The 24,663-nt window shown below is 40.1% G+C and carries 21 protein-coding genes; 8 read left to right on the top strand and 13 right to left on the bottom strand.

The window, feature by feature from the left end; translation table 11 throughout:
- Positions 1-19: 19 nt before the first annotated feature.
- From AACH28_RS11030 to AACH28_RS11045, 4 genes are all read right to left on the bottom strand, one after another.
- Complete coding sequence (locus AACH28_RS11030) at positions 20-3,358, bottom strand: SusC/RagA family TonB-linked outer membrane protein (RefSeq protein WP_341832957.1); 3,339 nt, start codon at positions 3,356-3,358, stop codon at positions 20-22.
- A gap of 19 nt (positions 3,359-3,377) precedes the next feature.
- Positions 3,378-5,981 (bottom strand): zinc-dependent metalloprotease, encoded by a 2,604-nt coding sequence (locus AACH28_RS11035; RefSeq protein ID WP_341832958.1) that lies wholly within the window; start codon positions 5,979-5,981, stop codon positions 3,378-3,380.
- A gap of 380 nt (positions 5,982-6,361) precedes the next feature.
- Positions 6,362-7,330, bottom strand: a complete 969-nt coding sequence (locus AACH28_RS11040; protein ID WP_341832959.1) for a histidine kinase — start codon at positions 7,328-7,330, stop codon at positions 6,362-6,364.
- 117 nt (positions 7,331-7,447) lie between these two features.
- Entirely contained in the window at positions 7,448-7,714 is a 267-nt protein-coding gene (locus tag AACH28_RS11045; RefSeq protein ID WP_341832960.1) for a hypothetical protein, read from the bottom strand.
- A 177-nt stretch (positions 7,715-7,891) separates the two neighbouring features.
- On the opposite strand from AACH28_RS11045, the gene AACH28_RS11050 reads away from it, so the two are divergent.
- Positions 7,892-11,065 (top strand): AsmA-like C-terminal region-containing protein, encoded by a 3,174-nt coding sequence (locus tag AACH28_RS11050; protein WP_341832961.1) that lies wholly within the window; start codon positions 7,892-7,894, stop codon positions 11,063-11,065.
- 114 nt (positions 11,066-11,179) lie between these two features.
- Positions 11,180-11,707 (top strand): hypothetical protein, encoded by a 528-nt coding sequence (locus tag AACH28_RS11055; protein WP_341832962.1) that lies wholly within the window; start codon positions 11,180-11,182, stop codon positions 11,705-11,707.
- A gap of 15 nt (positions 11,708-11,722) precedes the next feature.
- Here the strand turns inward: AACH28_RS11055 and AACH28_RS11060 are convergent, their stop codons facing one another.
- Complete coding sequence (locus AACH28_RS11060; protein ID WP_341832963.1) at positions 11,723-11,887, bottom strand: hypothetical protein; 165 nt, start codon at positions 11,885-11,887, stop codon at positions 11,723-11,725.
- Positions 11,888-11,926: 39 nt separating this feature from the next.
- Here AACH28_RS11060 and AACH28_RS11065 point away from each other — a divergent pair, with 39 nt between their 5' ends.
- Positions 11,927-13,207 (top strand): PLP-dependent aminotransferase family protein, encoded by a 1,281-nt coding sequence (locus AACH28_RS11065; RefSeq protein ID WP_341832964.1) that lies wholly within the window; start codon positions 11,927-11,929, stop codon positions 13,205-13,207.
- A gap of 300 nt (positions 13,208-13,507) precedes the next feature.
- Positions 13,508-14,506 carry a beta-ketoacyl-ACP synthase III gene (locus tag AACH28_RS11070; protein ID WP_046673918.1) on the top strand — a complete coding sequence of 333 codons (999 nt, stop codon included), beginning with the start codon at positions 13,508-13,510 and terminating at the stop codon, positions 14,504-14,506.
- A 481-nt stretch (positions 14,507-14,987) separates the two neighbouring features.
- Here AACH28_RS11070 and AACH28_RS11075 read toward each other — a convergent pair whose 3' ends face one another.
- The 7 genes from AACH28_RS11075 to AACH28_RS11105 all read right to left on the bottom strand — a co-directional run bounded on the left by AACH28_RS11075 (position 14,988) and on the right by AACH28_RS11105 (position 21,275).
- Complete coding sequence (locus AACH28_RS11075) at positions 14,988-17,222, bottom strand: multicopper oxidase domain-containing protein (protein ID WP_341833114.1); 2,235 nt, start codon at positions 17,220-17,222, stop codon at positions 14,988-14,990.
- Between the two features lie 52 nt (positions 17,223-17,274).
- On the bottom strand, positions 17,275-17,739 hold the full coding sequence (locus tag AACH28_RS11080; RefSeq protein ID WP_341832965.1) for a DUF2231 domain-containing protein: 465 nt from the start codon (positions 17,737-17,739) through the stop codon (positions 17,275-17,277).
- Between the two features lie 4 nt (positions 17,740-17,743).
- Positions 17,744-18,406, bottom strand: a complete 663-nt coding sequence (locus AACH28_RS11085) for a DUF3347 domain-containing protein (protein WP_341832966.1) — start codon at positions 18,404-18,406, stop codon at positions 17,744-17,746.
- A gap of 12 nt (positions 18,407-18,418) precedes the next feature.
- On the bottom strand, positions 18,419-18,850 hold the full coding sequence (locus AACH28_RS11090; RefSeq protein ID WP_070564753.1) for a hypothetical protein: 432 nt from the start codon (positions 18,848-18,850) through the stop codon (positions 18,419-18,421).
- Positions 18,851-18,861: 11 nt separating this feature from the next.
- Complete coding sequence (locus AACH28_RS11095) at positions 18,862-19,734, bottom strand: DUF3347 domain-containing protein (protein WP_341832967.1); 873 nt, start codon at positions 19,732-19,734, stop codon at positions 18,862-18,864.
- A 184-nt stretch (positions 19,735-19,918) separates the two neighbouring features.
- Positions 19,919-20,287: a hypothetical protein gene (locus tag AACH28_RS11100; protein ID WP_341832968.1), complete on the bottom strand. Its 369-nt coding sequence runs from the start codon at positions 20,285-20,287 to the stop codon at positions 19,919-19,921.
- Between the two features lie 181 nt (positions 20,288-20,468).
- Entirely contained in the window at positions 20,469-21,275 is an 807-nt protein-coding gene (locus AACH28_RS11105) for an alpha/beta hydrolase (RefSeq protein ID WP_341832969.1), read from the bottom strand.
- A gap of 178 nt (positions 21,276-21,453) precedes the next feature.
- On the opposite strand from AACH28_RS11105, the gene AACH28_RS11110 reads away from it, so the two are divergent.
- The 3 genes from AACH28_RS11110 (at position 21,454) to AACH28_RS11120 (ending at position 23,019) form a co-directional block, all read left to right on the top strand.
- Positions 21,454-21,897, top strand: coding sequence for an SRPBCC domain-containing protein (locus AACH28_RS11110; RefSeq protein WP_341832970.1), 444 nt, complete (start codon positions 21,454-21,456; stop codon positions 21,895-21,897).
- A 158-nt stretch (positions 21,898-22,055) separates the two neighbouring features.
- Positions 22,056-22,514, top strand: coding sequence for a MaoC family dehydratase (locus AACH28_RS11115; RefSeq protein WP_046673910.1), 459 nt, complete (start codon positions 22,056-22,058; stop codon positions 22,512-22,514).
- A gap of 40 nt (positions 22,515-22,554) precedes the next feature.
- Entirely contained in the window at positions 22,555-23,019 is a 465-nt protein-coding gene (locus tag AACH28_RS11120; protein WP_286710358.1) for a GNAT family N-acetyltransferase, read from the top strand.
- On the opposite strand, the gene AACH28_RS11125 is transcribed toward AACH28_RS11120, so the two are convergent.
- Positions 23,016-23,990: a putative sulfate exporter family transporter gene (locus AACH28_RS11125; protein ID WP_341832971.1), complete on the bottom strand. Its 975-nt coding sequence runs from the start codon at positions 23,988-23,990 to the stop codon at positions 23,016-23,018. The two genes, AACH28_RS11120 and AACH28_RS11125, sit on opposite strands and share 4 nt — an antisense overlap.
- 242 nt (positions 23,991-24,232) lie before the next feature.
- On the opposite strand from AACH28_RS11125, the gene AACH28_RS11130 reads away from it, so the two are divergent.
- A complete protein-coding gene (locus tag AACH28_RS11130; RefSeq protein WP_046673907.1) occupies positions 24,233-24,592 on the top strand; it encodes a VOC family protein in 360 nt (119 codons plus the stop codon).
- The last annotated feature ends 71 nt before the right edge of the window (positions 24,593-24,663 follow it).

Raw genomic sequence — 24,663 nt, forward strand, 5'->3', positions numbered from 1 at the left:
GTTATAAATCAATTAAAAATTAAAAACTTGCGGAAAGACCAAAGGCAAACGATTTACTGATTGGCTGCGCATAATAATCGCCATAAGTTTCGGGATCAAAATACCCATCGTAATTTGTTCCAAAAACAAACAGGTTACGTCCTTCTACATTCACGCGTAGATTGCTTGTACCAATCTTTTTACTTAGTGCAGCCGGTAAGGTGTAGCCTAAACGAATGCTATTGATGCGGATATAACTCATTTTCTTTGCCCAAATATCATATTGTTTAAACGAATTAATTGGGTCGTTGCTTTCCATCCAGGCATAGGCCATCCAGCGTTCGTTTAATTCAGAATTGATACTTCCCAATGCTGGTAAAGCGGCTTTACCCTGCAAGGCCATCAACAGATCCTTCGTATAATTCTGTCCACGATCTACTTTGGCAGGATTGTAAGTTGGCGTACGACTCGCCCAGCGTTCTAAATTAAATACCGCAGAGATAGCCAAATCAAATTGTCCATAACGAAAACGATTGGTCATCCCGCCAATGAATTTAGGATCTTTACTACCAGCATATTTAAACTTGGAACGATAAGTTGCCGCCGACATATCTGTCTGAGAAGTATATCCTGGCAAGAAATCAGCCCAAGGATCGTAGAGCCCATAAAACTCTTCCATACTCGCAACCGAACCATCCTGGTTTCTAAACTGCATCACACCATCTTTGTCCAAACCAGCAGTTTCCAATACATATAAACCATTAATTGGTCGACCAGCCTGAGATTCTGGCGCATAAGCCGTTGGATTGTTGATTACTTTCAATAATTTATTATTGTTGTGTGCAATATTGAAGTCCGTTGACCAAGAAAACTTATCTGTCTGAATCTGACGGCTTGAAATCGTCAACTCAATACCTTGATTACGTGCTGAAGCCCAGTTAACCTGCACATTCTGAAAACCATTTTCCAAAGGCAGTGCACTATATGCGATGAGATCTGTACTTTTTCTGTTATAATAGTCGACTGTAATGTTTAATCGATTTTTCCATAACCCCAAATCAATTCCGGCATTATAGGATTGAGTACGTTCCCAACGTAATTTATCATTGGCAGGCATATCAACAACCACAGACCCCTCAGTGTTACCGGGAAGAAGCGTGGTATTACCATATTTACCGACAATAAAAGGATAGGTATTACGGTCCACATTCCCTTGGATACCGTAAGAAGCACGTACACGAAGATCAGACAAGGCTGTTTTTCCTTTGATAAACTCTTCTTCTAGCACATTCCACGATCCTGAAAGTGACCAAATTGGTAAAAATCGATATTTTGGATCCACACCAAACATGTTTGAACCATCGTAACGAATACTTCCATACACATTATACTTACGATCCAGTGTATATGTTGCGTTACCATAAAAAGAAGCATATGAGTTCTCGATAAATGCTTTTTTATATTGCACAAACCTAGAATCATTTTGATAGGTACTATTTGGAAAAATAATCGTCTGGGTAGTCAATGTTGCTGGATTATAACCAAACCCCTTCGTAGTCACCATTGTATTTTTGCTTCTTCGTAACTCCGTCCCTCCCATTACTTCCAATTCATGGCGATCGTTCCACGTTTTATTGTACTTGAGGTAAGTTTTCCAATTGTATTGGAAAATACTATTATGGGTATTTTCCACCGTCCCGCCTACAGGTAAGAAATATTTATTTGTCTTACTGGCAGCATCATAATAGCGCGTACCGGCACGTAATTTACGTGTATTATAGCTTTCCTGATCCGCAAATTTCTCCGATCCGTTCTCGTCAAATTGCAAGCCGAATTCGGTTCGTAATGATAGTTGTGGCAGGATGGTGTACTCCAAATAGCTAATCGCCTTAAGTCCTTTATTCGTAAATGTATATTTGGTATTTTCTCGTTCTTCAACCGCATTAAAAGGAATATAAGTATCGCCCTCAAACCCTTCAATATCGGGATCATAGTTATACTTTCCTGACTGATCATAGACCGACAGATAAGGATTAACCGAACGCACATAATAACTTGGGTTTGTAAAAGCATCGCGATCCTGAATTGGATTTTGTCGGTTTGAAACCGTCCCCATTAGATTAATACCTGCTTTAAATCGATCATTAATATTAAAATCGTTATTTAATGTCAATGTATAGCGGCGTAGATCTACACCTTTCGTAGCTCCTTTTTCATCGTACAAACCACTGGACAAATAATAGCTATGTCCGTCATTACCACCCGAAATAGATGCAGAATACTGCTGATTCAGCGCCTGACGATAAAGTTCTTTCCCCCAGTCTGTTTGTTGTGAACGCAATTGATTGATTGACTGCTGCACGTCCGGCGACAAAGCCGCTAAACCACCCGAACGATAAGCATCCAGTGCATCTGCTTTGTTTAGTATCCGCATAATCGCACCTTTGTTCGTACGATAATTTAGATCCGTGCGGTTTGCCATCAATAACTCAAAGTCAACCTTCTCGTCAGCATTCATCAGATTGAGATTGTTGTAATCTGGGCGTTCGGTCACAAAGGTATTTGCTGAGACCTGCAATTTTGCGGGACCAGATTTACCTCTTTTTGTGGTAATCACAATGACCCCATTTGCTGCCCGGGCACCATAAATCGATGTTGCCGCTGCATCTTTTAATACTGTAATATCGGCGATATCATCAGGATTGATACCCGCAATAGGAAGATTTGTCAAGCTATTGAGGTTGTCCTTATCAATTCGATTAGGCATTTCAGTTCCCTCAATGGGCAAACCATCAATTACCCATAATGGATCTTGTGTTCCATTGAGTGATACTGTACCACGGATACGAATCTGAGGAGCACTATTGGGGCCGCCACTAAAATTACTCAGTTGCAAACCTGCGACCTGACCGGCCAACATTTCGTCGATCGATGAAACTCCTGTTTGTTTGATATCAGCGACATTGATTTTATTGTAAGCCGTCGTATTCTTACGTTTTTTGATATCCGTATAACCTGTTACGATCACCTCATCCAAAGATTCACCACTTGGCTGAAGCAAGATTGTCTTATGATCCTGAAATACCGGCACCTGAATACGCTGGTACCCGACATAGCTAATCGTTACATATTTTAAATTACTAGGCACTTTTAAGCGAAATTCTCCAGCCGCATCGGTCAATGAACCCAATGCCGACTGCTGCACCTGATTAGGTACACCGATATCTTCTGCTACTGCCGAACTTTCAACGACAACTGTCGCCCCCACGACAGGTTTTAGCGTGACCGCATCCAGAACCTTTCCTTTCAATTCTCTGGATTCCTGCGCATGCGCAACGTGCACACACATGAAGGTCAACGGTATTAAAAACTTATTCATTTTGGTAGATGTTAATATATTAGTTTAATTCTAAGGTATTTGCAATACGTAATAAAAGATCCATGTAATGCGATTTCGTCGTCGCATCACCAGTCCGTTGCTTTTGTTTCAACAACTGGTAAATCTCATATAATTCAGCTCGTTTATACGTCAGCATATCGGACGTGCGTATCATACCAGTGACATGTACATTCCGCAGTCCAGCTTGTGAAGAAGATACATGTTGCGGATGTAAACATAGATCAGGTTGTGTCGCTTCAACCAGTTGCTCAATGCCTGCCAATTTCTTCGCATTTAGTTTCTCCATCGATTTGTTGGTAGATACCATCAGCACATCCACATAGTTTTGTTGCAGCATCCGTGTTTTAAGATCCAACGATTGTCCGCTGATGGTTTTAGCAAAAACCGTCTGACGTACAGAAGTTAAAAACTCCGGTGCGCTCCATGCTTTCTTACTTCCGAAAAGATTTTCCATCTCAACCATACGCAGCAAACGTTCATCATTGACCAGTTTATACAACATAGCGTACTGAAATTCACGTTGTAAGTTATAAGGAGCATACTCAAATGGTCCTATCGGAGAATCTTTCAATGGAAAAGTTTTTGCCATCAGCTCCGGGACGAACAACCACTCAGGCATATAAAAGACATTCTTCTTGAGGTACTCCAAAGCGCGCACTTGTTTGTCTTTTGGTACTGGACTATAGGCATCTTTTTGATCACCCAAAACAGCATTTTCGAGGTAAATACCACCAATATTATTTAAAACATGATCAGCATATGCATACCATTGTCCAACCACGCCCATATACAACTTACCGGCACGATAGTAATCATCGCCAACATTGGTTGTCCAGTTGATAATATTAGGCATCATGCGACGCAGGTTCAGCATACCATATTCCCCAGCTTTCATGGCGTCATCACCAAGATCTTCCGATTGAGCCCGCGGATCAACGATATTTTTAGAATCTTGCTGTTCACCGTAATGATAGATAGGATCATGTACATGGCTGTCAATTTCCTTTCTCAGCAAAGGGATCTCATCCCAAGGCTGCGTTTTGCCATACCAACGGTAAGCCCAGCCAATGGCATACTTGTCGTAAGCACCGATCACGGGAGTAATCTGTTCCACACCATCTTCGGGTTGTGCCACATAATTGAAACGAGCGTAATCCATGATGGAAGGAGCGGTCCCTCCCATTTTAGCGGTGAAGCTTTTGCTACGCAACGAATCAACAGGGAAACTTGCCGAAGAGCCCATATTGTGCATCAATCCAAGCGTGTGTCCAATTTCATGGGACGACACAAAACGAATGGCATGTGCCATTTTCTCATCGGAGAAAACATTAGCACGTACTGATGTATCTACGATACCGGTCTGTATGCGCATCCAACTGTTCAAAATAGTCATGACGTTGTGCCACCAAATCACGTCAGCTTCTAATATCTCCCCTGAGCGTGGATCAACAACAGATGGCCCCATGGCATTAGCTTGAGCAGATGCTGCGTATACAATAGAAGAAACATTAGCGTCGTCTGGATCAAATTTGACACTATCCGGCTGTTGTTTGGCCAGAATTGCATTTTTGAAGCCAGCAGCTTCAAAGGCGACCTGCCAATCATGTACGCCATCAATAATGGCCTGACGCCATTGTTTTGGGGTCGCTGGGTCCAAATAAAAGACAATCGGTTTTTTGGGTTCGACCAGCTCCCCTTTCAGATAGCGCGCTTTGTCTTCGTCACGCGGTTCCAAACGCCAGCGATTGACCAGATTTTTCTTATCCAGTTCTTGTTGTTTATCGTTAAAATACCAACGCGGCGAAGTAAAGAAACCAACCCTTGGATCTGCAAACCGGGCAACCATAGGCGTTTCAGGCAGTTCGTAAAGGTTACTTGTAATTTCCAAAGAAACCGGTACAGATTCATTACCTTCCGTCACCTTGGTAGAAAATACAGACTTCACAACGATATTATTCGCATAGGATTTGATATCTTCAACTGTAGATATACTGGTTTTAGGTGAAGTTCCCAAACCCAAGGAAGTAAACACATCCGTAAAACTCTTTTCTGAACCATCAAATACCTTATTGACTTTGATTACAACAGCACTTGAATCTTTTGAATAACTTTCAATCTTAAAAGATTCAATATAAGAAGGGCGGTAATTATCGTATACCGAAGCGGCTATTGCGTCACCTTTAGGGACTTCCACCTGAGGTTTGATCTCCGAAACCCACACTTCTTTCTTCTCCTTGCGGAGTGTAAACCGGATGACCTTATTTTCATAATTCATTCCTTTGTTTACCCCAGCCTCATTTAAAGCCAATGGAACGGAAGACAGCTTCTGTATCAACAGAATATCCTGTCCCATTTTCTTCAATGGAATTTCAAAATAGTAATTATTTTCCTTACGAATTACCGTAAACATACCAGTATCAACCCGGGCATCTTTAAACAATTTGTCGTACGCAGCTGTCGTATCTTTCTTGGCAATAGAATCTTTAGCAGAAGTAACCGTTTCTTTTTTTCGCAGGCCTACTGTTTGCAATAATGAACAAGATTGCATTAGACCAGCGGAAAATAAAAGACCTATGGCTAACTTAGTGTAAGTGTTTTTCATCAAATAAATATTTTGAGCCCTTGTTTTCAAAGGTGATATCTGAGCTCGTTGCACTCCATGTGTTTTTCAAAAGTGATGACGGATCATCAAGCTATTATCTCGTGTTATCCATAAGCTAATTTTAGCTTACTACAGAACGATTAGAAAGTAATTTTGTCTATTCCAAGCAGGTCAATTCCAAGTCATTTATACTTAAAACTTATGCTATTTGATCGGATAGGATTAGGCTAACCACGAACTAATATTTCTAGATTAGGAGCCAAATTTGTTAAAAATATTATACAGAAAAGTATGCAAAGCGATGAACACGCAGTTTAAAGGTATGAACACGCGCTACAAAAACATGAACACGTAAACCGACCATCTTTTATTCTTCATTTTCAACTGGATGAGAGTGGTAAGTATACCGAAAAAAAGTCCGATTCTATCCCGTACCGAAAGCCCGACATCGCATAATAACGATAGATGGATGCTAAATAATTAAGTCCGTACCCCTCACCTTCCAGCTCTGCCCCCTGTCTGGGCTGCCAGTTATTGCGGATTTCCAGCACGTTTTCTTCAACAAGATAGATGATCTGAATCTTCAGCGGATGTTCGATCGAAATACGGGTATGCTTGATCGCATTTTCTACCAGCATCTGCAGGCCCAAGCGTGGAATTTTCCGATCCAAACATGTTGCTGGCAGCCGAATTTCCATATCACTTAAGGCCGCTCCGAACCGCACCTGCTGTAAAAAGAAATAGGCTTTGGCCAATTCCAGCTCCTCCCCCAATGATGACCATTCGGCTTCATCTGTGCGGAGCATCTTCCGGTAGACTTTTGTCATCTTGCCAATAAAAGACTTCGCAAGATCATTGTCCTTTCCAATCAGGTATTGAAGCGACCCAAATGTATTGAATAAAAAATGCGGATTGATCTGCTGCCGCAGTTGAACCAACTGCATGCGCGTATATTCATTCTCTTGCTTCAGGGATTGTAGTTTCAGTTGCTGAATCTTGCGACGCTCCACGATATTAAAGTAGATTAACACCATAGCTACCAACATCAAGCCCACACCAAGCAAGATGCTATACGTTAGCAATTCTTGGATTTCCTCTTCAATACTCAGCAACAGGACATACACCTTGATTTCACCACCCACTAAAAGAATGTTACAGGGATACGAATTGACCATAACGTCCAGCTGAAGAAAATCAGATTTCACAATCTGTCCTTGTTTTGCAACTGCTGTACTGGCCCGCTTACCCCACTTTCGATTATCTGGAGAATACACACATAATCCACGGTCGTCGTAAATCTCGAAATAAGCTCGTCTTCCGAAATTGAGTTCCGCGAAATAGGCATTCAATTTTACTACATCCAGATAAATGTGATATAGTCGGTGATTTATTGTCCGTGTGCGTAACAAGGTAAGCATTCGCTGATTGACAGAGTCCGCTTGTCCAACCGGCAAAACGACCAACAGCTAGTCAGCACTTTCTTTTAGATCAAAGGCGGGCTGATTTAAGATCTTTTTTTCCGAAAGGAATAGATCTTGCTGCAACAACTCCAATTGCTTTTTGACAAGCAACATATTCTCATCTGCAAAATCGATCAGTATCCTCTTCTTAAGGAGGTCTACTTTATGATGGATAATACCGAGCAAGCCCCCCCCAATCAACAACAACAAAAACAAACAGGCAGTCAGGATGATACTATTCTTCTGTTCGGCATTTTTAAATCGAAATTTCACGCTGCAAAAATACATGAAATTTTTAAAAGCCTATGCAAAGCACTTCGCAAGAAAGGCTTTAACGCGGCCTCTTGTCAATGAAAAACGACATAATCCAAGCCCTTTTCAAAATAAATGCATCACATAACTGAGATTAATAATAATTTTCTGATTTTTGTAACCACAAAAAATTCCAAAGTGTCAAAAGCAACATTTATAAAAGTTGTGAAACGTATCGCTATCGTTTTTACAAGCATCGCCGTACTACTCGTTATCAGCATATTATCTATTCCTTATATATTCGAAAATGAAGTAAACAGCAAGGTCAAATCGCTCGTAAACGAGCACATTACAGGTGAATTAAATTATTCCAAAGTAAGATTAACCTTCTTTGATCAATTCCCTTTGCTTACTGCATCGATGGATGATGTCTTACTAAAAGGGGCCGAACCTTTCAAAAACGACACGCTGCTCGCTGCAAAAAAAGTCAGTTTTGGCGTGGACCTTATGAGTCTTCTCAAATCTAAAATTGTAATCGACAAGTTTATCGTTAACAGCGGGAAGATCAATATCCTGGTTGATTCTTTGGGAAATGCCAATTACAATATTTATAAATCTAGCTCCGCTGATGCTACAAAAACACAAGACAATTCCGAAAGCAGTGCTTTAGCCTTCCAACTGATTAAACTTGAAAAAACAAATCTCCATTATGAAGATCGCTCCATTCCGCTACAGATAGAGGCAAAAGATCTGGAATATGAGGGTAAGGGAGATCTGATGTCAAATATCTTTGACTTGAACACACGTGCAAAAATTGCATCCTTTTCATTTTCCTTTGACAATGAATTGTATGTGGACAAAAAGTCGATCGATGCCAATTTGCTAACACGGATCAATACCAATACCTTATCTTTCGTCTTCGAACGAAATGATATTAAAATAAATCAATTACCGGTTCGTTTCCGTGGGTTGTTGTCTTTTATCTCCCATGGTTATCACCTGGATTTCAAATTAAAATCACAGGAAAGCACCTTGGCCGAATTACTTTCATTAGTCCCAAATAGCTACGCTTCTTGGATCAAGGACCTCTCCGTGAAAGGTACATCGGAGGTTTTTGTCAATTTAGAAGGAGACTATATTGTCGACAACAACAAAATGCCTAATCTTTCCCTTGGACTCATGGTCAACAATGGCTTTCTCGCGTATAAACAATCCACCAATCCGCTAACAGACTGGAATGCAAAATTACGGATAGACCTGCCGGCACTGAATCCAGACTCACTACAAATTGATCTGAAACAATTTGACTTTAAAGTTGCTTCAGGCTATTTCAATGCACAGGGCAACATTGCGGGTTTACACCCTGTAACCGTGCATGCCAACATAAAAAGTGATCTTGATCTCGGTAAACTCAATGAATCCCTACAATTCTCAGACTTTTCATTTGGTGGAAAATGGAATCTTTACGCAAAAATCGACGGAACATACGCCAAAGCTATTCGTAAGGTAGGACTTCAAAAACGCGAACAGGAATACATTGCATCCATTCCTACTTTTGATATCAAAAATACACTCGTCGATGGTAAATTCAAATTGGCGAACCTCCCACAGGGGTTGGACAAAATTGCTTATCGTCTGGAAGCAAAGGATCCCGATGGCCAATTAAAAAGTGCATCAATAGCAATCCATGATATTTCTGTTCAGGCGCTTAACAACTATATAAAGGGTTTTATTTCAATAACAGATTTTAATAAAATTGCGGTCAACTCGGATTTAAAAGCTTCATTTAATTTAGCAGATATCAAAAATTTCTATCCCATTAAACAAGTTGAATTGGCAGGGTTGGTGGATGTCAACCTTATGGCAAAAGGTTATGTGGATCTCAAACGAAACATTTTTCCCGAAACCAATACATCCATCGTGATGAAGAATGGCTTGATCAAGTCAAATGATTATCCTATCCCGATGGAAAATATTCAGGTCGAAGCTTTTGTCAATAGCGAAAAAGGCTCACTTCGAGATCTGAATGTCAAAATCCTACCGGTATCATTTACATTTGCTGGCGAACCATTTTTCTTGAATGCAGACCTCAAGAACTTCAATAATATCAAGTACAGCATACAATCCAAGGGTAAGCTTAATCTCGGCCCTATTTATAAACTCTTTGCATTAGATGGTACCAATGTCGATGGTTTTATCTATACGGATTTCAGTTTAAAAGGTTTACAGAGCGATGCCACCAATGGTCATTATAACCGACTCCAAAATAGTGGTCAGTTAAGTATTGGAAACATCCAGGTTCAGTCCGACATGCTTCCACAGCCTATTGCAATTAGAAGTGGGAACTTCAGTTTTTATCAGGAGAAAATGAATTTCGATAAATTCTTGGTAGCCTATGCGAAGAATGATATTTCCATCAAAGGATTTCTCAACAACATTATTAATTATGCAACAAGTAGTCAAGCACCGTTAAAGGGGCAATTTACACTCAGCAGCAAGAAAATCAATGTGGATGATTTTATGGTTTTTGCTTCTCCGGCCACATCGACGACTGCAAGCTCTTCGGAAAGTGGTGTAGTTCTTCTGCCTAAAAATTTGGACGTTCAGGTCTTGGGGCTTGTCAATGCCATAGCATATAATAAAATGAATATCAAAGACTTCAAAGGTGACCTACAGGTAAAAGACGGTAAGATGATTCTTCATAAGACAAACTTTGAACTAGCGGGACTGAAAGTAGATATGAACGGAAGCTATCGTCCTATAAATCCACGTAGAGCAAGTTTTGATTATGCTGTGAAAGCTGACAGCTTTGATATTCAACGCGCTTACAAAGAGATACCGCTATTCAGAGAAATGGTTAGCTCTGCCAAAAATGCTTATGGCCTGGTTTCATTGGATTATAAATTGGGTGGTTTATTGAATGGCAATATGCAACCAGTAATGCCCTCCATCGTCGGCGATGGATCCCTAACACTGAATCAAATTAAATTCAGAGGCTTCAAGTTACTTAATGGAATTAGTCAATCTACTTCCAAGGAAAAATTGAAAGATGGCGAAGTGAAAAAAGTTGTTATTAAATCCCATATCAAAAATAATGTGATGACCATCGAACGCACGAAAATGAAAATGATGGGATTCAGGCCTCGTTTTGAAGGTCAAGTGACCTTAGATGGGCGGATGAACCTGGGTTTTCGACTGGGCTTACCTCCTTTTGGAATCTTTGGGATACCTATGCGAATTACGGGCACTCCAGATAACTTTCACTTAAAAATGGGAAAATACAAAGAAGAAGATCTCGACATGGAAATGGATGACGAGGACAACAAAGTATATAAAGAATCTCAAAAGACGCAAGAATCACAGGCTAAATAAACTCGCAATAAGTTCTAGTAAAGTCTGTCAACACAATAGTGCTGCAGTAAAAACGTTGTTTAATATAACAGAAAGATTTGTTAACTTAAACAACGTTTTTAATTTTTGAAAACCATGAGATATATACTAATTATACCCATTGCAATGCTATCCATTTACAGTTGGTCCAGTTTCAAGACCGTTAACGATCAGAAAAACCCCTTATATGGGAAAGTATTCCGTGAGATCAATGAAATTGCTGAATTAAAATCTTATACCTATACAACTGGTGCGCTTATTGAAACCGACAAGAATACCCAAGGAGACTTTCGCTTTGCTGCCGGCTATTTTACAAATGCCAAAAATGGTGTTTGTATTTTAGAGGAATTGTTACCCGATGATAGCAAAGGTAAAGTCAAATACAAGATTTTGGATACCATCAATATTCAAAAACTGAAGTCCAACGAGCAACTCAGCTTATGCAACTGCAAGCAAGTTGACAAACCAGACAGCGAAATTATAGCTATTAGCCGGGTCGATGAAAGCAAAGAATATTTCGACAAAATCATCAAGGCATGGCGAATGGATACCAAAAGCCAAAAAATTATTCCTTTAAAAGACACAAAGGGTATCAGCTGCCTCAATGAAGGCTATGGCATCTAGCGGCGACAGGATTTTTTAAATCAATCCGTCAGCCTTCAACTTGTCAAACACATGCAAAACGCCAATGACCTGGATAGGTTCTTTCTGGTACTCTTGGTGTGAAAAATAACGAACGGCGCCAATCTCATTACTGGGTTCGATCTGCTCTGTTAATGGGTACAGAAAACAATCCTGTTCCATGATAACCTCTGGCACAAGCCCGTACGCCGGAGCTGTTACATGGCAATAATACGAGATTTTATCCGGATCCAGATTGATATTCAACTCCTCCAAAATCTCGTTAGTCAGGCACGTAGAGGTATATTTGTAGCGGCTCAATTACCTTATGGCTCTAACCTATATGTTGCACAAAAGATCGAATTATCTGATCATCAAGCCCCCACACGTATTATATTCGATGATGGTAATCCAGACAGCAAGATTGCCCCGATAGAACAGCTCGGACGGGCCTATCGTCAGATTTTTAAACGCAGCGCACGTTGGAAAATGATGGGCTATGCCGATCCCCGAGGACATCTTGATTTTCGGGAAGAAATCGCCAATATGCTCAACATCGAGCGCAACATGCACATTGATAAAAATAACCTATGCATCAGTCGTGGAAGTCAAATGGCCATGTACCTGGTCGCCCAATGCCTATTACGGCACGATGATTATATCTTTGTGGAGTCCCCTGGATACCATTCAGCCTGGAAAATCTTTGAAAAAGCTGGTGCGCGATTGATTCCGATCCCTGTCGATGCCGATGGTCTTATTGTTGATGAACTTCTCCCACATTTATTGAAAAAAAGCAATATTAGGGCACTGTATCTTACTCCACATCGACAATATCCAACCACTGTGACCTTAAGCAAAGAACGGAGATCACAATTAATAGCATTATCCAACCAACATAACTTCACGATCATTGAGGACGATTACGATTACGAATTTCATTTTGAACAAGCGCCCTATTACCCACTCGCTTCACAGCAGGAACTGATCAATACTGTTTACATTGGTACACTCAGCAAAGTTGTTGCACCAGCACTCCGTATCGGTTATCTGGCGACAAGAAACGAGCAGCTACTCCAGCAGGTTACCGAACTTCGCTACATCATCGATATACAAGGTGACAATATTATGGAGCAAGCTGTCCTGGAACTCATTCAGGATGGAACAATTCGTAGACATATCCGAAAAGCAACGCTGCTTTACAAAAAGAAACGTGATTTCATGATCGCCCAAGTAGACAAATATCTGCAGGATCATGTGAGCTATACTTCTCCACAAGGAGGATTGGCGGTTTGGCTATCATTTAAACATCAGATCGACTGGGCATTTTTATCCCAAAAATTAAAGGAAAGATCAGTCCATATACCGCATCCCGAAAACTACAGCAGAGAAAATATTTTTGGTGGAATACGACTTGGTTATGGATCCTTATCTGAGGAATTGATCGAGGAAGGAATCATCATTTTAGCTGAACTTTTGGAACAGGCGAAACGCTCCTTCCGATGATTTGAAACACAAAAAGCAACTAGACTATTTTGCGAATTGGACGAACATAGTTAGATTAATATTTCGTAAAAACAGGCACATTCAATATTTAATTCCGCATCATAAAGACCGATTAAAAGATTAGTATAGACAATATGTAAAAAACAGTTAAAAGTGTTGGCAAAACGTAATTTTTTGCCATAAATCATTTTTTTCGCTTATTAATCGCATAAATTAACCGTAGTTTTACGGCGCAAAAAACACACGAGTCATTCCTAATAGGATAGCTATAATAAGAGAGAGAATAGAGTACATTAATTTATGACTGAGAGAATACCCAGCAGGCCGTATGCAGCAATTACTGGTATTGGCGGATATATTCCACCGAATAAGAGATCAAATACAGATTTGGAGCAGTTTTGCGATACATCCGATGAATGGATTATCAAACGTACAGGTATTAAGGAGCGGAGAATTTTAGAAGAAAATCTTGCCACATCAGACATGGCTGTAAAAGCTATACAAGATTTGGCAACACAATATCATAAAAATCTGAACGATGTAGATGCGCTAATTGTAGCGACTTCTACACCCGATATGCCAATGCCGGCAACAGCAAATATCATTTTAGAAAAATTAGGTCTTACCAATGTTTGGGCTTTTGATGTCAATGCTGCTTGCTCTGGGTTTTTATATGCCTTAGACATGGCTTCAGCTCTCGTTGAGACAGGCCGTTATAAAAATGTACTCGTAGTCGGTGCTGACAACATCAGTACTTATGTCGATTTAAAAGATCGTTCGACCAATATTCTTTTTGGTGATGGCGCTGGTGTGATATGGCTTGAGCCATCTTTAGAAGGCGGAATTATGGATGCCTATCTATGTAGTAATGGCGCGGGAAAAGAATTCTTAAAAATCGAAGCCGGCGGTTCTTTGTATCCAATCGACAGTAATCTTCCTGTCAACGACAACAGATTCCTGAAACAAGATGGTAAAACTGTATTTAGACATGCTGTTCAGTCTATGAGCGACGCCTGTAATACGGTTTTACAGCGCAACAACCTACAGATTGAAGATATCAACTGGTTAATTCCACATCAGGCTAATCAGCGCATCATTGATGCCGTTGGGCGTAGTCTGAATATACCAGAAGACAGAGCATTAAGTAATATCGAATACCTAGGAAATACCATTGCTGCCACGATCCCGTTGTGTATCTGGCAGAATATTAAAAAATTAAATACCGGTGATTTAGTCATGTTAACCGCCTTTGGTGCAGGTTTCTCTTGGGGAGCCAGCATATTTAAATGGATGATTTAAGCGATCAAAAACTTTAGTCGTCATAAAATTCACACTAGTATAAAACGCCAGGAATAAACCATTTCTGGCGTTTTTCTTTCTTTCCATCTACCAAAACCAAATTCGCCATCCCCCAATAAGAATTGATCTATCTTCCTTTTATAGGCAGAGTAGCGGAGAAAGGAATACGCTAACGGGGAAAGCACTAAGCTAGCGATAACCCGAAGGGCAAAACATCAAAAATACATTGTAGACAAGGCTTACATAACAAGTTATTTTTATATTCAATAATAGGGAGTTTATAGGGACCTTATTCGGACCTTATAGGGACCTCATTCGGATGAACGCGGCTAAAGTCCGATTTATCTCCCAATAATCTAACAATAAAATCAGGATTATTTTATAAACAGTACGCCACTTATCCACTCTTTTTATAGCACAAGAAAAAGGGGGCTTTGCGATGGAAAGCCCCCTTTAAAAATCCAATATAAAATCTATTCTTTTAATAATTTAATGACAAGCCCACACCAAAGCCCATATCGCTATCATAATGTGTTCTAAAAGCCATATTTTTGGTGATGACATAATTTAGTCCAGCCATATATTCAAGGTCTGAGTTGACCATAAAATCGCCACGGATCCTTCTAGCGATCGGGATATCCTCACGCATAAGCTGCAATCGCACAATTCCATCGTGATACACCTCTGCCTGAAAATTGACCAACATGGGTAAAGTATACATAAAACCCAGACTTAAGGCTTTGCGACTATCTTTTTTATTGGCCTGTCCAAAAATATTTTTCTCATGTTCATCCTCCCCCATTCGACGATAACGATAATCAAAACCTACAAATGGCATAAACCATTGCATCTTCCCAAAGTATCTACCCAAGTGGGTTTCCACTTCATAACCGTGCATATCATTATACCCCAAACGCCATTCTGAACCAAGCTGCCAGCGTGCATTCTGAAACATTGCCTGACCGTCATTTCCATTGGTAGCGAAATCATTTTGCGCCATGAAATGAGTCATATTACTTTCCATCTGCAACTCCTTATAGGCTTTAGCTTTATCTGGAAGATAGGGATTTTTATAATCGTCCACAGCAAAAACGCGGTTCATCCCCGCCATCATATGATACAGGATATGGCAATGAAAAAACCAGTCTCCTTCTTCATTCGCTAAGAATTCGATCGTATCCGTCTCCATGGGCATGATATCCACCACATTTTTCAACGGCGCTTTTGATCCTTTTCCATTTAACAATCTAAAGTCAAAGCCATGCAGATGTATTGGATGACGCATCATTGAGTTATTATAGATGGTAATGCGCAATACCTCGCCCTTTTTTACAGGTATCTTATCCGTTTCAGAAAGAATTTTATTGTCCATGCTCCATACATAACGGCTCATATTTCCCGTCAGGGTAAATTTGAGATCTCGTATCGGCGCTTCTTTAGGTAGTTCAGTCGCCTGGGGAGACTCCAGCATCGCATAGTTGAGCGTGACAATATCGCCCAATGCATTGGCATTATAACGATTGGGATCTTCGTCCATGTTCATTTGTCCATGATTCATACCGCTATGTTTACTGTGATCTTCTTTTTTCTTTCCATCACCTGTAATTTCGGGATACATTACCACATTCATATCCATCTGGTTCAGGCTCATCTTCATGCCCATATCATTGAGATCACCATTCATCTTCATCATATCGTTCATCATCTTCATGCCCTCAAAATATTTAAGGCGGGGAAGCGGGGAAATCAATTGTTTAATACCATTTCCGACAAAATAACTGGCAGATTGTGTTCGATCTTCTGTTGTTGCCATGAATTCGTAAGCTGTACCTTCATTTGGTATGGTTACAACGACATCATAAGTCTCCGATACCGCAATCATTAATCGATCGACCTCCACCGGAACCACATCATTCCCATCATTGGCAACAATGGTAATTTTGCCACCTGCATAGCGCAGCCAAAAATAAGACGAAGCACCGCCATTGGAAATTCGTAAACGCACTTTATCTCCTGCTTTCAAAGCTTTACCATTCACCGACTTTAAATCCGTGGAATGAGCCCCGTTCATCAACACCTTATCATAATAGACATCACTGACATCCATCGCCAGCTGACGTTTCCATTCATTCGTGACTTTCGTCTTAAACTTCCCTTCTTTAATTGCTTCGACGTACGATTGTGTAGACCCTTTTTTTATCGCGGCCCAATCGTTGGCCGTGTGTAGCATTCGCTGAATGTTATCGGGGTTATAATTTGTCCATTCACTTAATATGACCGGAATCGTGGGTAAATCATCAATTCCTTTTCGGAAAGTCTTATCATCTGCACGCTTGTTGAGAATAAGGCTACCATACATACCGATCTGTTCCTGGAGGCCCGAATGCGAGTGATACCAATGTGTACCGTGTTGAATTATCGGAAAACGATAGGTATAAGTCGAATTCGGCTTTATAGGTTCCTGCGTCAAGTGTGGCACACCGTCTTCTTTGTTCGGCAGAAAAATACCGTGCCAGTGCAGCGAAGTACTTTCCTTTAACTCATTGTGAACAACGATTTCCGCCGTATCTCCTTCAGTAAAAGTCAGGGTCGGCATTGGAATCTGTCCGTTTACAGCGATTGCCCGTTTTGATTTGCCGGCATAATTGACAATGGTATCCCGTACATAAAGGTCATGACGAACCACCTTCTGGGCCAGCACTGTCAGTTGTGTCATCAATAGTAAGACAACCGTTAATATATTACTCTTTTTATACATGTTTATTCATTTAATTCATTAGTATTCCATTTCCTATCGGTCCTACGCCATATTGGTAGACCAGTCTAGCACCGTGATGCCCTGTGATAAATAGTGTCACCGATAAACTGATCAACAAAATCAATATCAAATAGTTTATCCAAGCACTTGTATCTTTTCGCAATCCAACAAAATGCAGGACTGTAGTGCTACTTGCAATCCAAAAGTTGATCCAGGCAAAACGTTGATGGATCTCAAAAACCGCGAGGGCCTTTTCATCTGCATCGCCTGAAATATGGGTTGCGGTCTGAATTGCAGCAAGAGCTCCAAGTGTTCCCAGTAATAACAATCCGAAAGTCAGCACAGTGAAAGGACGTCGATGTTTTTTTAACAATAAGGCACCTATATGACTAATCAAGGCCATCAGCAAGAGCACAATCGGAAAATGTACCAATAGCGGGTGTAAGCTGGGCAGTCCTTCGAATAAGCTTTTCATTGTATTAATGTATTGTTTCTACGATAGATCCACAGGTGGCCATTGATTGACCTAAATAAGGATTTTCAATTTTCTTTTGTGTACTCAACCAATTGGCTCCTTTTCCATCACGATACATCGGACAATGCTGATAATAGACTGGAGCTTCAGGTTTGACAGATTTCATCAACACATACATATTTTTGGAAAGGGTCACAAAGTGCTCTCGCTGATGTTCATTTTCCGTAATCCCAGCAATATGCTCTGTATCGAAAGCCAATTTCCGTTGGTATTCCTTCCAAAGTTTTCCTTGAACAGCATCTAATTGCTCGTTATTAAGTTTTGCAATGGCAGCCTGTATTCCTTTCGCTGCTGTCTGTGCAGCCGCTCCATTATCCTTAACCAATGCATCTTTCAGCGCGAAATAGGCGCTGTATAAGCCTGCAAAAGGATTGCTAGCTGCTGTTACATCAACTTTCCCCGCCGATGGTTCTATTTTTGCAGCTGTATTATTTACTCTGGCAGCCTCTTTAGTCAAAGCGCTATCGCCTTTGCTTTTGTCGACATTCGTCGTTGCGGTATCCGCAGCAACAGGGACCGTATGATCTGCATGTGTATTTTTCGATGTTGAATTGTTGCATGCAACGAATATCAATGCGATCGCCACAATTAGCATAAACTTTTTCATAATTACGTGTATTTATAGGTTTAGATTTTTAATATAATTTCGATAGTTTGTTTCGTTTTCAAAATAGGAAACTTCCCCTTGATCGCCGGTAATTGCAATGGAAGCCGTCGCCTTATCCACTTCTTTTTTTGAAAAAGGATCGATGGCTACACGTACCGCAGCTTCTTGCGGTATGCGCTTTTTACACATTTCACAGCAACCATAATAATCCTTACCCTCGTGCCTGACCAGCAATTGTTTTTTCCCCATAAAAGCATCATTCACCATGCAAACTTGTGCTGTAGGGACGAGATCACCCAATTTATATTGAACTGACGGTACAGGCAAACTGATCGCCGGATCAGTCGAAGCTATTTGATCTTCAGCTTTGGTATTTGTTTGTGAACCGCTACAGGCCGTTAAAGACAATACAACAACCGATAGGATAGCTAAGAAATAATTCATAACACAGGCGATTAGTTTAACGTTTCTACTGTACTTCCACAACTAATCATTTGCGCACCAAAGAACGGGTTTTTCACGGCACTCTCCTTACTTAACCAATGTGCTCCCTTGCCTTCATTAAACATGGGGCAATGTTGATAATAAATAGGTCCGTCCAATTTACTCACCTTCAGCAGCTCATACAACGCATTTGAAAGAGATGCAAAAGCCACACGTTGCTTAGCAACATCTTTATTTTTAGTTATACCTGTCGCATCGCTTGCCAGCTTATTCATCACCTTCATCCATACGGTATGTTCATCGTGGCCAAGTTTATTCATATCGACAGCTTTGACTGCTGCTTGAAATGCCTCGGCATGAGCCGCTGCCGCCACCGCATCTGTCTTCACCAATGCATCCTTTAGCGCAAAGTAAGAACTTGCCAACAGTGCAAATGCGGTCTTTTCATCCGCTGCTTTTGAGTTCACCGAAGGCTGAATTGTTGTTTGTACACCCTGACGATGATTCGTATGATCGACCTGCTGTTCAGTATCATTTTTTAATGCTGGTTTTAGGACTCGTTCATATTGTTCAGCTTTTGCCAATTGAACATAAGCATCATCTGGAGCCAGAAATTTTTCATTGTCGAACCCTGCCAATGCAATGCGCTTAAGAACCTCATCCCCGCTTGTTTTTGACGAGTCGTAGGTAACAACCGCCAGTTTGGTTGCCTGATTCCAGTCAACTTTCGCAAATTGTCCGTCCCGACCTTCTTTTTCAATGATCGTTTTAACAGCCGGTGTATTTCCAAAAATCTTTACAGTCGCTGTCTTTGCATTTTTAATTTGTGCATGTGTATGTTGGGTGGATAGTAATACAGGGATTACCAAACCAAGTAATGACATTAATCTCATGATTATCATATGTAGTATATAAAAGAATACCGACGAAAAACCCTTCTACAGCGATTTACTGTATTTGCGTATTGAATCCGATAGATCCAAAGGGATTTTCATAAGCTAAAATAAAACGGGGCTTTGGATAGAGAAACCGATCCAAAAAGACATAGCATGGGCTATCAGTCTAACACTAGGCGATCTGAGGAGGTTGCCAAATGGAAAAATAGGCATCAGCGCAATAAGGCTGTTTATAGCGCGCATAAGCGCTTGATGCATCAGCATATAAGGGTAAAATAAGCTGAGCTTCGATCACTGAAACAATAGGATTACATTGCAGAGAGGTACGGCATGATTTTTCGCCACAATGTTTACCACAGTCATCCGCATGATGATCTGATTTTGGTGATTCAGCTCTTTCATCTTTACAACAATCTGCTGTTTCGACGTCCTTTACCTGTTGTCTTTCATCAAGGCAACATGATTTTTCTTCCTGTTTTGGCTTTTCGGACGGTTCGTGGCAGGCAAATAACCTATACGGTGCTAAAAAAAGCCCCAGCATACAGATTATAAATACGATATTACGTTTTGCCCACATAACGGATTAATTTGAAAAGTAGAGATGTGCTACTTTGGAGGTAAATTTCGGTAGAATTTTCGAATGTACAATTGTAATATTTTTTATTTTATTTATAATATTTTGATTTGCTGTATTTCCGATTCTCGGCCTGGCCGCATAAAAACTACTTTTCGAGTCCTTTGATCCAGTTCAGTATCAACAGGCAACCAGGCGCATACACTCCCCCATGATCAAACCCCTGTAGCTGGTACAACGAGGTTCTGGTATGCCCTACCTGTTTTAAGACCGCTGCCAAATGGGCGTTTTCTTCAAACCGTGCCGCCATTTCCAATTGTTGATCCCCAGTGATCAGGAGAATTGGCGGTGCATCTTTCCGTGCGAACGAAAGCGGTGCAAAATGATCAATCTGGGGGATCACCATAGATTGACCACGTTCCTTTTTAATCGTATAATGCGTATTTGTTTGCCCACTAATCGGTGCCAGCCCTTTTATATTATTTGCATCAACACCAAATTTTTGCAGGTAATGCTTATCCAAACCAACCATTAAAGCCAAATATCCGCCTGCTGAATGTCCCGACACATAAATTTTTGAGGGATCTCCGCCATAGTTTGCAATATGTGAAAATGTCCATGCAACAGCCTCAGCAGCATCTTCGATATAGCTCGGCGCTTTCGCTCTGGGGCTTAGCCTATAATTGGCTGCTATAACCGCTACACCTTTTTCTTTAAGTTCAAGTGGAATAAATTTATTTCCCTCCTCTAGTCCACCTCCATGAAACCATACGATGGTAGCAAAATTTTTACGATCAGTCGGGATATAGATATCCAATTTACAACGTTCTTTCTTATAAGAATCTGGTTCATCAGGTTTACAATAGGCAACGTCGGTTGTCGTTTTATATTGCTGCGCAAAAATCAAACTCGGTGAAAACAGAAAAAAGAAGATAATAAGCAATTTGGAGGACATATAAATCGTGTTTAAGTGTTAAATAGCTTAAAGTTAACAAAACTCAATCAAAACCATTTGGTTGCACCAAAATAAGTTTCAACTTTACACTTTTTATTATATATTGATAATTATCTGACAACAGATATAACAAAACCCAAATTTTCCTGTTATTAACTTAGAAAACATCATATATTTTATGGAACAGATAAAGATTGAAACCCATATCAACGTACGCGTAGAAACGATCTGGAATGCCTATAACTCGGCCGAGGATATCATGCAATGGAATCATGCTTCAGATGACTGGCACTGTACAAGTTCGATCAATGATTTACGTATTGGCGGAAAGTTCAAAAACCGAATGGAGGCAAAAGATGGATCTATGGGCTTTGATTTTGAAGGCAGCTATACCGCGCTTGAACCCTTTAAAAAAATAGCCTATGTTATGCCTGATGGTCGTCATGTTGAAATCAACTTCAATGCAAAAAAGTCTGCTACGGATATCACGATAATCTTTGATGCAGAAACGGAAAATCCTATTGATATGCAACGTAATGGATGGCAGGCCATACTCGAAAATTTCAGATCCTACGTTGAAAACACCTATGCAACGACACAGCTCGGGCAATCGCATGAATGACGATTGAGCTTAGCTTGTCTTTTCATGCGATCATCTTTTAAATAAAGGATATGCTTAGGATTCTTAAAAGTATAGTTATATTTAGCCACTAATTCGTCTCCCCCTTCTTCATAGAAAGCGGAGAACGATACCAACAAAACGCGATAAAAAGATTACATATGACAATAATTAACAATTATGAAGAGTACAAAGCCTTTGAAGGAAAATCATTAGGCGAATCCCAATGGCATGTTATTGATCAAAAACAAATTAATCAATTTGCGGATGCAACCCTTGACCACCAATGGATTCATTTAGATAGTGAAAAGGCCAAAACTGATAGTCCTTTCAAATCGACTATTGCTCATGGCTATCTGACCTTGTCCCTTATTCCTTATTTATGGAAACAAATTGCTGAAGTAAGAAATGTCAAAATGGAAATCAATTATGGAATTGAAAACCTACGTTTTGCACAACCTGTTTTGGTTGACAATGCTGTACAGCTCCATACACAAGTAAAATCGGTTGTCAATTTGAGAGGGGTTGTCAAAGTTACCATCGAAGCTACATTGAAAATCAAAGACAGTGCAAAACCGGCGTACGTGGGTGATGTGATCTTCTTATATCATTTCAATTAATTCCGATCTTAGACTATAGGCCATTAGCGAATTCTTATACATGCGCAATAGCTTTCAAATAAAACTTGTTACAAATCATAAGGAATATCCTTATGATTTGTTGCTTTTGGCAGACGAAACCATTCATGCAATTGACAAATACCTCTATGAATCGCTAGTTTATGTTGTCTATGAAACGGTAAAACCGATCGCTGTTTTCTGTTTGTATCCGGTCAATACAGAGACATTAGAAATTAAAAACATCGCCGTATCACCCGAGTTTCAAGGTATGGGGCTCGGAAGTCAACTGCTTGATTTTGTCAAGGAAAATTACCGGCAATATCCGAACCTGATTGTGGGTACCGCAGATTGTGGTTTGGCTCAAATTCGTTTTTATGAACGAAATGGCTTTGTTAAATACGCCGTCCGTAAAGATTTTTTCATTGAAAATTATGAGCTGCCTATTTATGAAAATGGCCAGTTGTTGAAAGATATGATTATGCTGAGGTATACGTTAAATTCCTAGAGACAAAAATAGATATAGACGAGTACTGGTATTGATAATCCCAACCACAGCACTACACCCTGTAGTATTGCTTTAAAACCTACTGCCAACAAGACCTCCCTCGACAAACTTGCTCCAATTAAAAACAACGTTAAGGTAAGCCCCATCTTTGAAATAGAAACCACATAGCCTCCTATATACTGAAAAAAAGGGATATAACTTGTTAAGATAACCGCCAATACAAAGAGACCAATAAAATACGGTATTTTAATTCTTGTCCCTTTGGTTTTGAATGCTACAGCACTTAAACAGGCAATTGGAATGATCCATAACGCTCTGGTCAATTTTACGGTTGTCGCAACCTGTAGTGCTTCATTACCGTACTTACTTGCCGCACCAACGACAGAACTGGTATCCTGTATGGCAACCGCACACCATAAACCAAATTGCGTCTGGCTGAGATCAAGCAAATGACCGACGACAGGAAATACAAATAAAGCAATGGCATTTAGTACAAATATGGCCCCTAACGCCACACTTACTTGCTTTTCATTGGCTTTTATCGTCGGTGAAACCGCAGCAATGGCACTTCCTCCACAAATGGCAGTGCCAACAGAAATCAAATAAGCGGTCACCTTTTCCAACTTGAGTAACCTACCCAATAGATAGCCCAATGATAATGTTCCGAGAATAGAAATAACGGTTAACACAAACCCCTGCTTACCCGTTTGGATAGCTGTATCGATATTCATTCCAAATCCAAGTCCAACCACAGAAATCTGTAACAAAATCTGTGTTGCCCTGTGATTGACTGCCAGAAAGGGGTGACCAATCCATTGCGCCACAATAATACCCAAAAGTAAGGCAAGAGGGGCCGATACAAATGGGGTAAGACATAATACAAATAGGAGTATAAAAATGATTTCCCGAACGGAGACCTTATGATTGAGCAGCTGCTTATAACGAATTGCCGTATTTATTTTTTTGTCCATGACAATGATGCTTTGATTTGGTACAAAATTGAATAACTCTCAATTATTTTAAAAGACACAATTACAAATGAGTCATAACAATTGGTTATAACAGACAACTGCATTTTAACCAAAATAATTAAAGGATACGCTATTAAAATGAAAGAATCCTTCCCATTAGAACATTAAAGTATTACGATAAATGATTATATTTCAACGAGGTTATTCATAGGAATTAAACTTGACTTAATAATTATATACCGATGACACTGACAGCCATTCATCCCAAACTGCCCATGCGCAACAAAACCATCACAAAAGATTTTTATCTACATAAACTTGGATTTTCATTATGTGGAGCAGTCGATTACGAAGGTTACCTGATGCTAAAAAAAGACCATATTGAAATTCATTTTTTTGAATTCCAAGAACTTCCACCAGAAGAAAATTATGGTATGGTTTATATACGCACAGACGACATTGATTGTCTGTATCAGTCTTTTCAAGAAAATCACGTTGAGATTCACCCTAATGGCAAACTTGAGATTAAGCCCTGGGGTCAGCGGGAGTTTTCGATTTTAGATCCCGACAGTAATCTACTCACCTTTGGCGCCGATGCTTAAATAGCGAAAAGCCCACTAAAGATTGCTAAAAATCAGCAAAGATCCATAGTGGGCTTGGTATTGTTCGTATG

The sequence above is a fragment of the Sphingobacterium thalpophilum genome (assembly GCF_038396785.1).
In the GTDB taxonomy this organism is placed as follows: domain Bacteria; phylum Bacteroidota; class Bacteroidia; order Sphingobacteriales; family Sphingobacteriaceae; genus Sphingobacterium; species Sphingobacterium thalpophilum_A.

What these genes read in the sequence shown, in the direction of transcription:
- AACH28_RS11030 (WP_341832957.1), bottom strand. Translation starts at nt 3,358, where the DNA reads ATGAATAAGTTTTTAATACCGTTGACCTTCATGTGTGTGCACGTTGCG.
- AACH28_RS11110 (WP_341832970.1), top strand. Translation starts at nt 21,454, where the DNA reads ATGGAACAGATAAAGATTGAAACCCATATCAACGTACGCGTAGAAACG.
- AACH28_RS11065 (WP_341832964.1), top strand. Translation starts at nt 11,927, where the DNA reads ATGGCAATAATACGAGATTTTATCCGGATCCAGATTGATATTCAACTC.
- AACH28_RS11105 (WP_341832969.1), bottom strand. Translation starts at nt 21,275, where the DNA reads ATGTCCTCCAAATTGCTTATTATCTTCTTTTTTCTGTTTTCACCGAGT.
- AACH28_RS11095 (WP_341832967.1), bottom strand. Translation starts at nt 19,734, where the DNA reads ATGTCATTACTTGGTTTGGTAATCCCTGTATTACTATCCACCCAACAT.
- AACH28_RS11085 (WP_341832966.1), bottom strand. Translation starts at nt 18,406, where the DNA reads ATGAAAAAGTTTATGCTAATTGTGGCGATCGCATTGATATTCGTTGCA.
- AACH28_RS11100 (WP_341832968.1), bottom strand. Translation starts at nt 20,287, where the DNA reads ATGCTGGGGCTTTTTTTAGCACCGTATAGGTTATTTGCCTGCCACGAA.
- AACH28_RS11035 (WP_341832958.1), bottom strand. Translation starts at nt 5,981, where the DNA reads ATGAAAAACACTTACACTAAGTTAGCCATAGGTCTTTTATTTTCCGCT.
- AACH28_RS11055 (WP_341832962.1), top strand. Translation starts at nt 11,180, where the DNA reads ATGAGATATATACTAATTATACCCATTGCAATGCTATCCATTTACAGT.
- AACH28_RS11120 (WP_286710358.1), top strand. Translation starts at nt 22,555, where the DNA reads ATGCGCAATAGCTTTCAAATAAAACTTGTTACAAATCATAAGGAATAT.
- AACH28_RS11075 (WP_341833114.1), bottom strand. Translation starts at nt 17,222, where the DNA reads ATGACACAACTGACAGTGCTGGCCCAGAAGGTGGTTCGTCATGACCTT.
- AACH28_RS11060 (WP_341832963.1), bottom strand. Translation starts at nt 11,887, where the DNA reads ATGGAACAGGATTGTTTTCTGTACCCATTAACAGAGCAGATCGAACCC.
- AACH28_RS11090 (WP_070564753.1), bottom strand. Translation starts at nt 18,850, where the DNA reads ATGAATTATTTCTTAGCTATCCTATCGGTTGTTGTATTGTCTTTAACG.
- AACH28_RS11130 (WP_046673907.1), top strand. Translation starts at nt 24,233, where the DNA reads ATGACACTGACAGCCATTCATCCCAAACTGCCCATGCGCAACAAAACC.
- AACH28_RS11080 (WP_341832965.1), bottom strand. Translation starts at nt 17,739, where the DNA reads ATGAAAAGCTTATTCGAAGGACTGCCCAGCTTACACCCGCTATTGGTA.
- AACH28_RS11070 (WP_046673918.1), top strand. Translation starts at nt 13,508, where the DNA reads ATGACTGAGAGAATACCCAGCAGGCCGTATGCAGCAATTACTGGTATT.
- AACH28_RS11125 (WP_341832971.1), bottom strand. Translation starts at nt 23,990, where the DNA reads ATGGACAAAAAAATAAATACGGCAATTCGTTATAAGCAGCTGCTCAAT.
- AACH28_RS11115 (WP_046673910.1), top strand. Translation starts at nt 22,056, where the DNA reads ATGACAATAATTAACAATTATGAAGAGTACAAAGCCTTTGAAGGAAAA.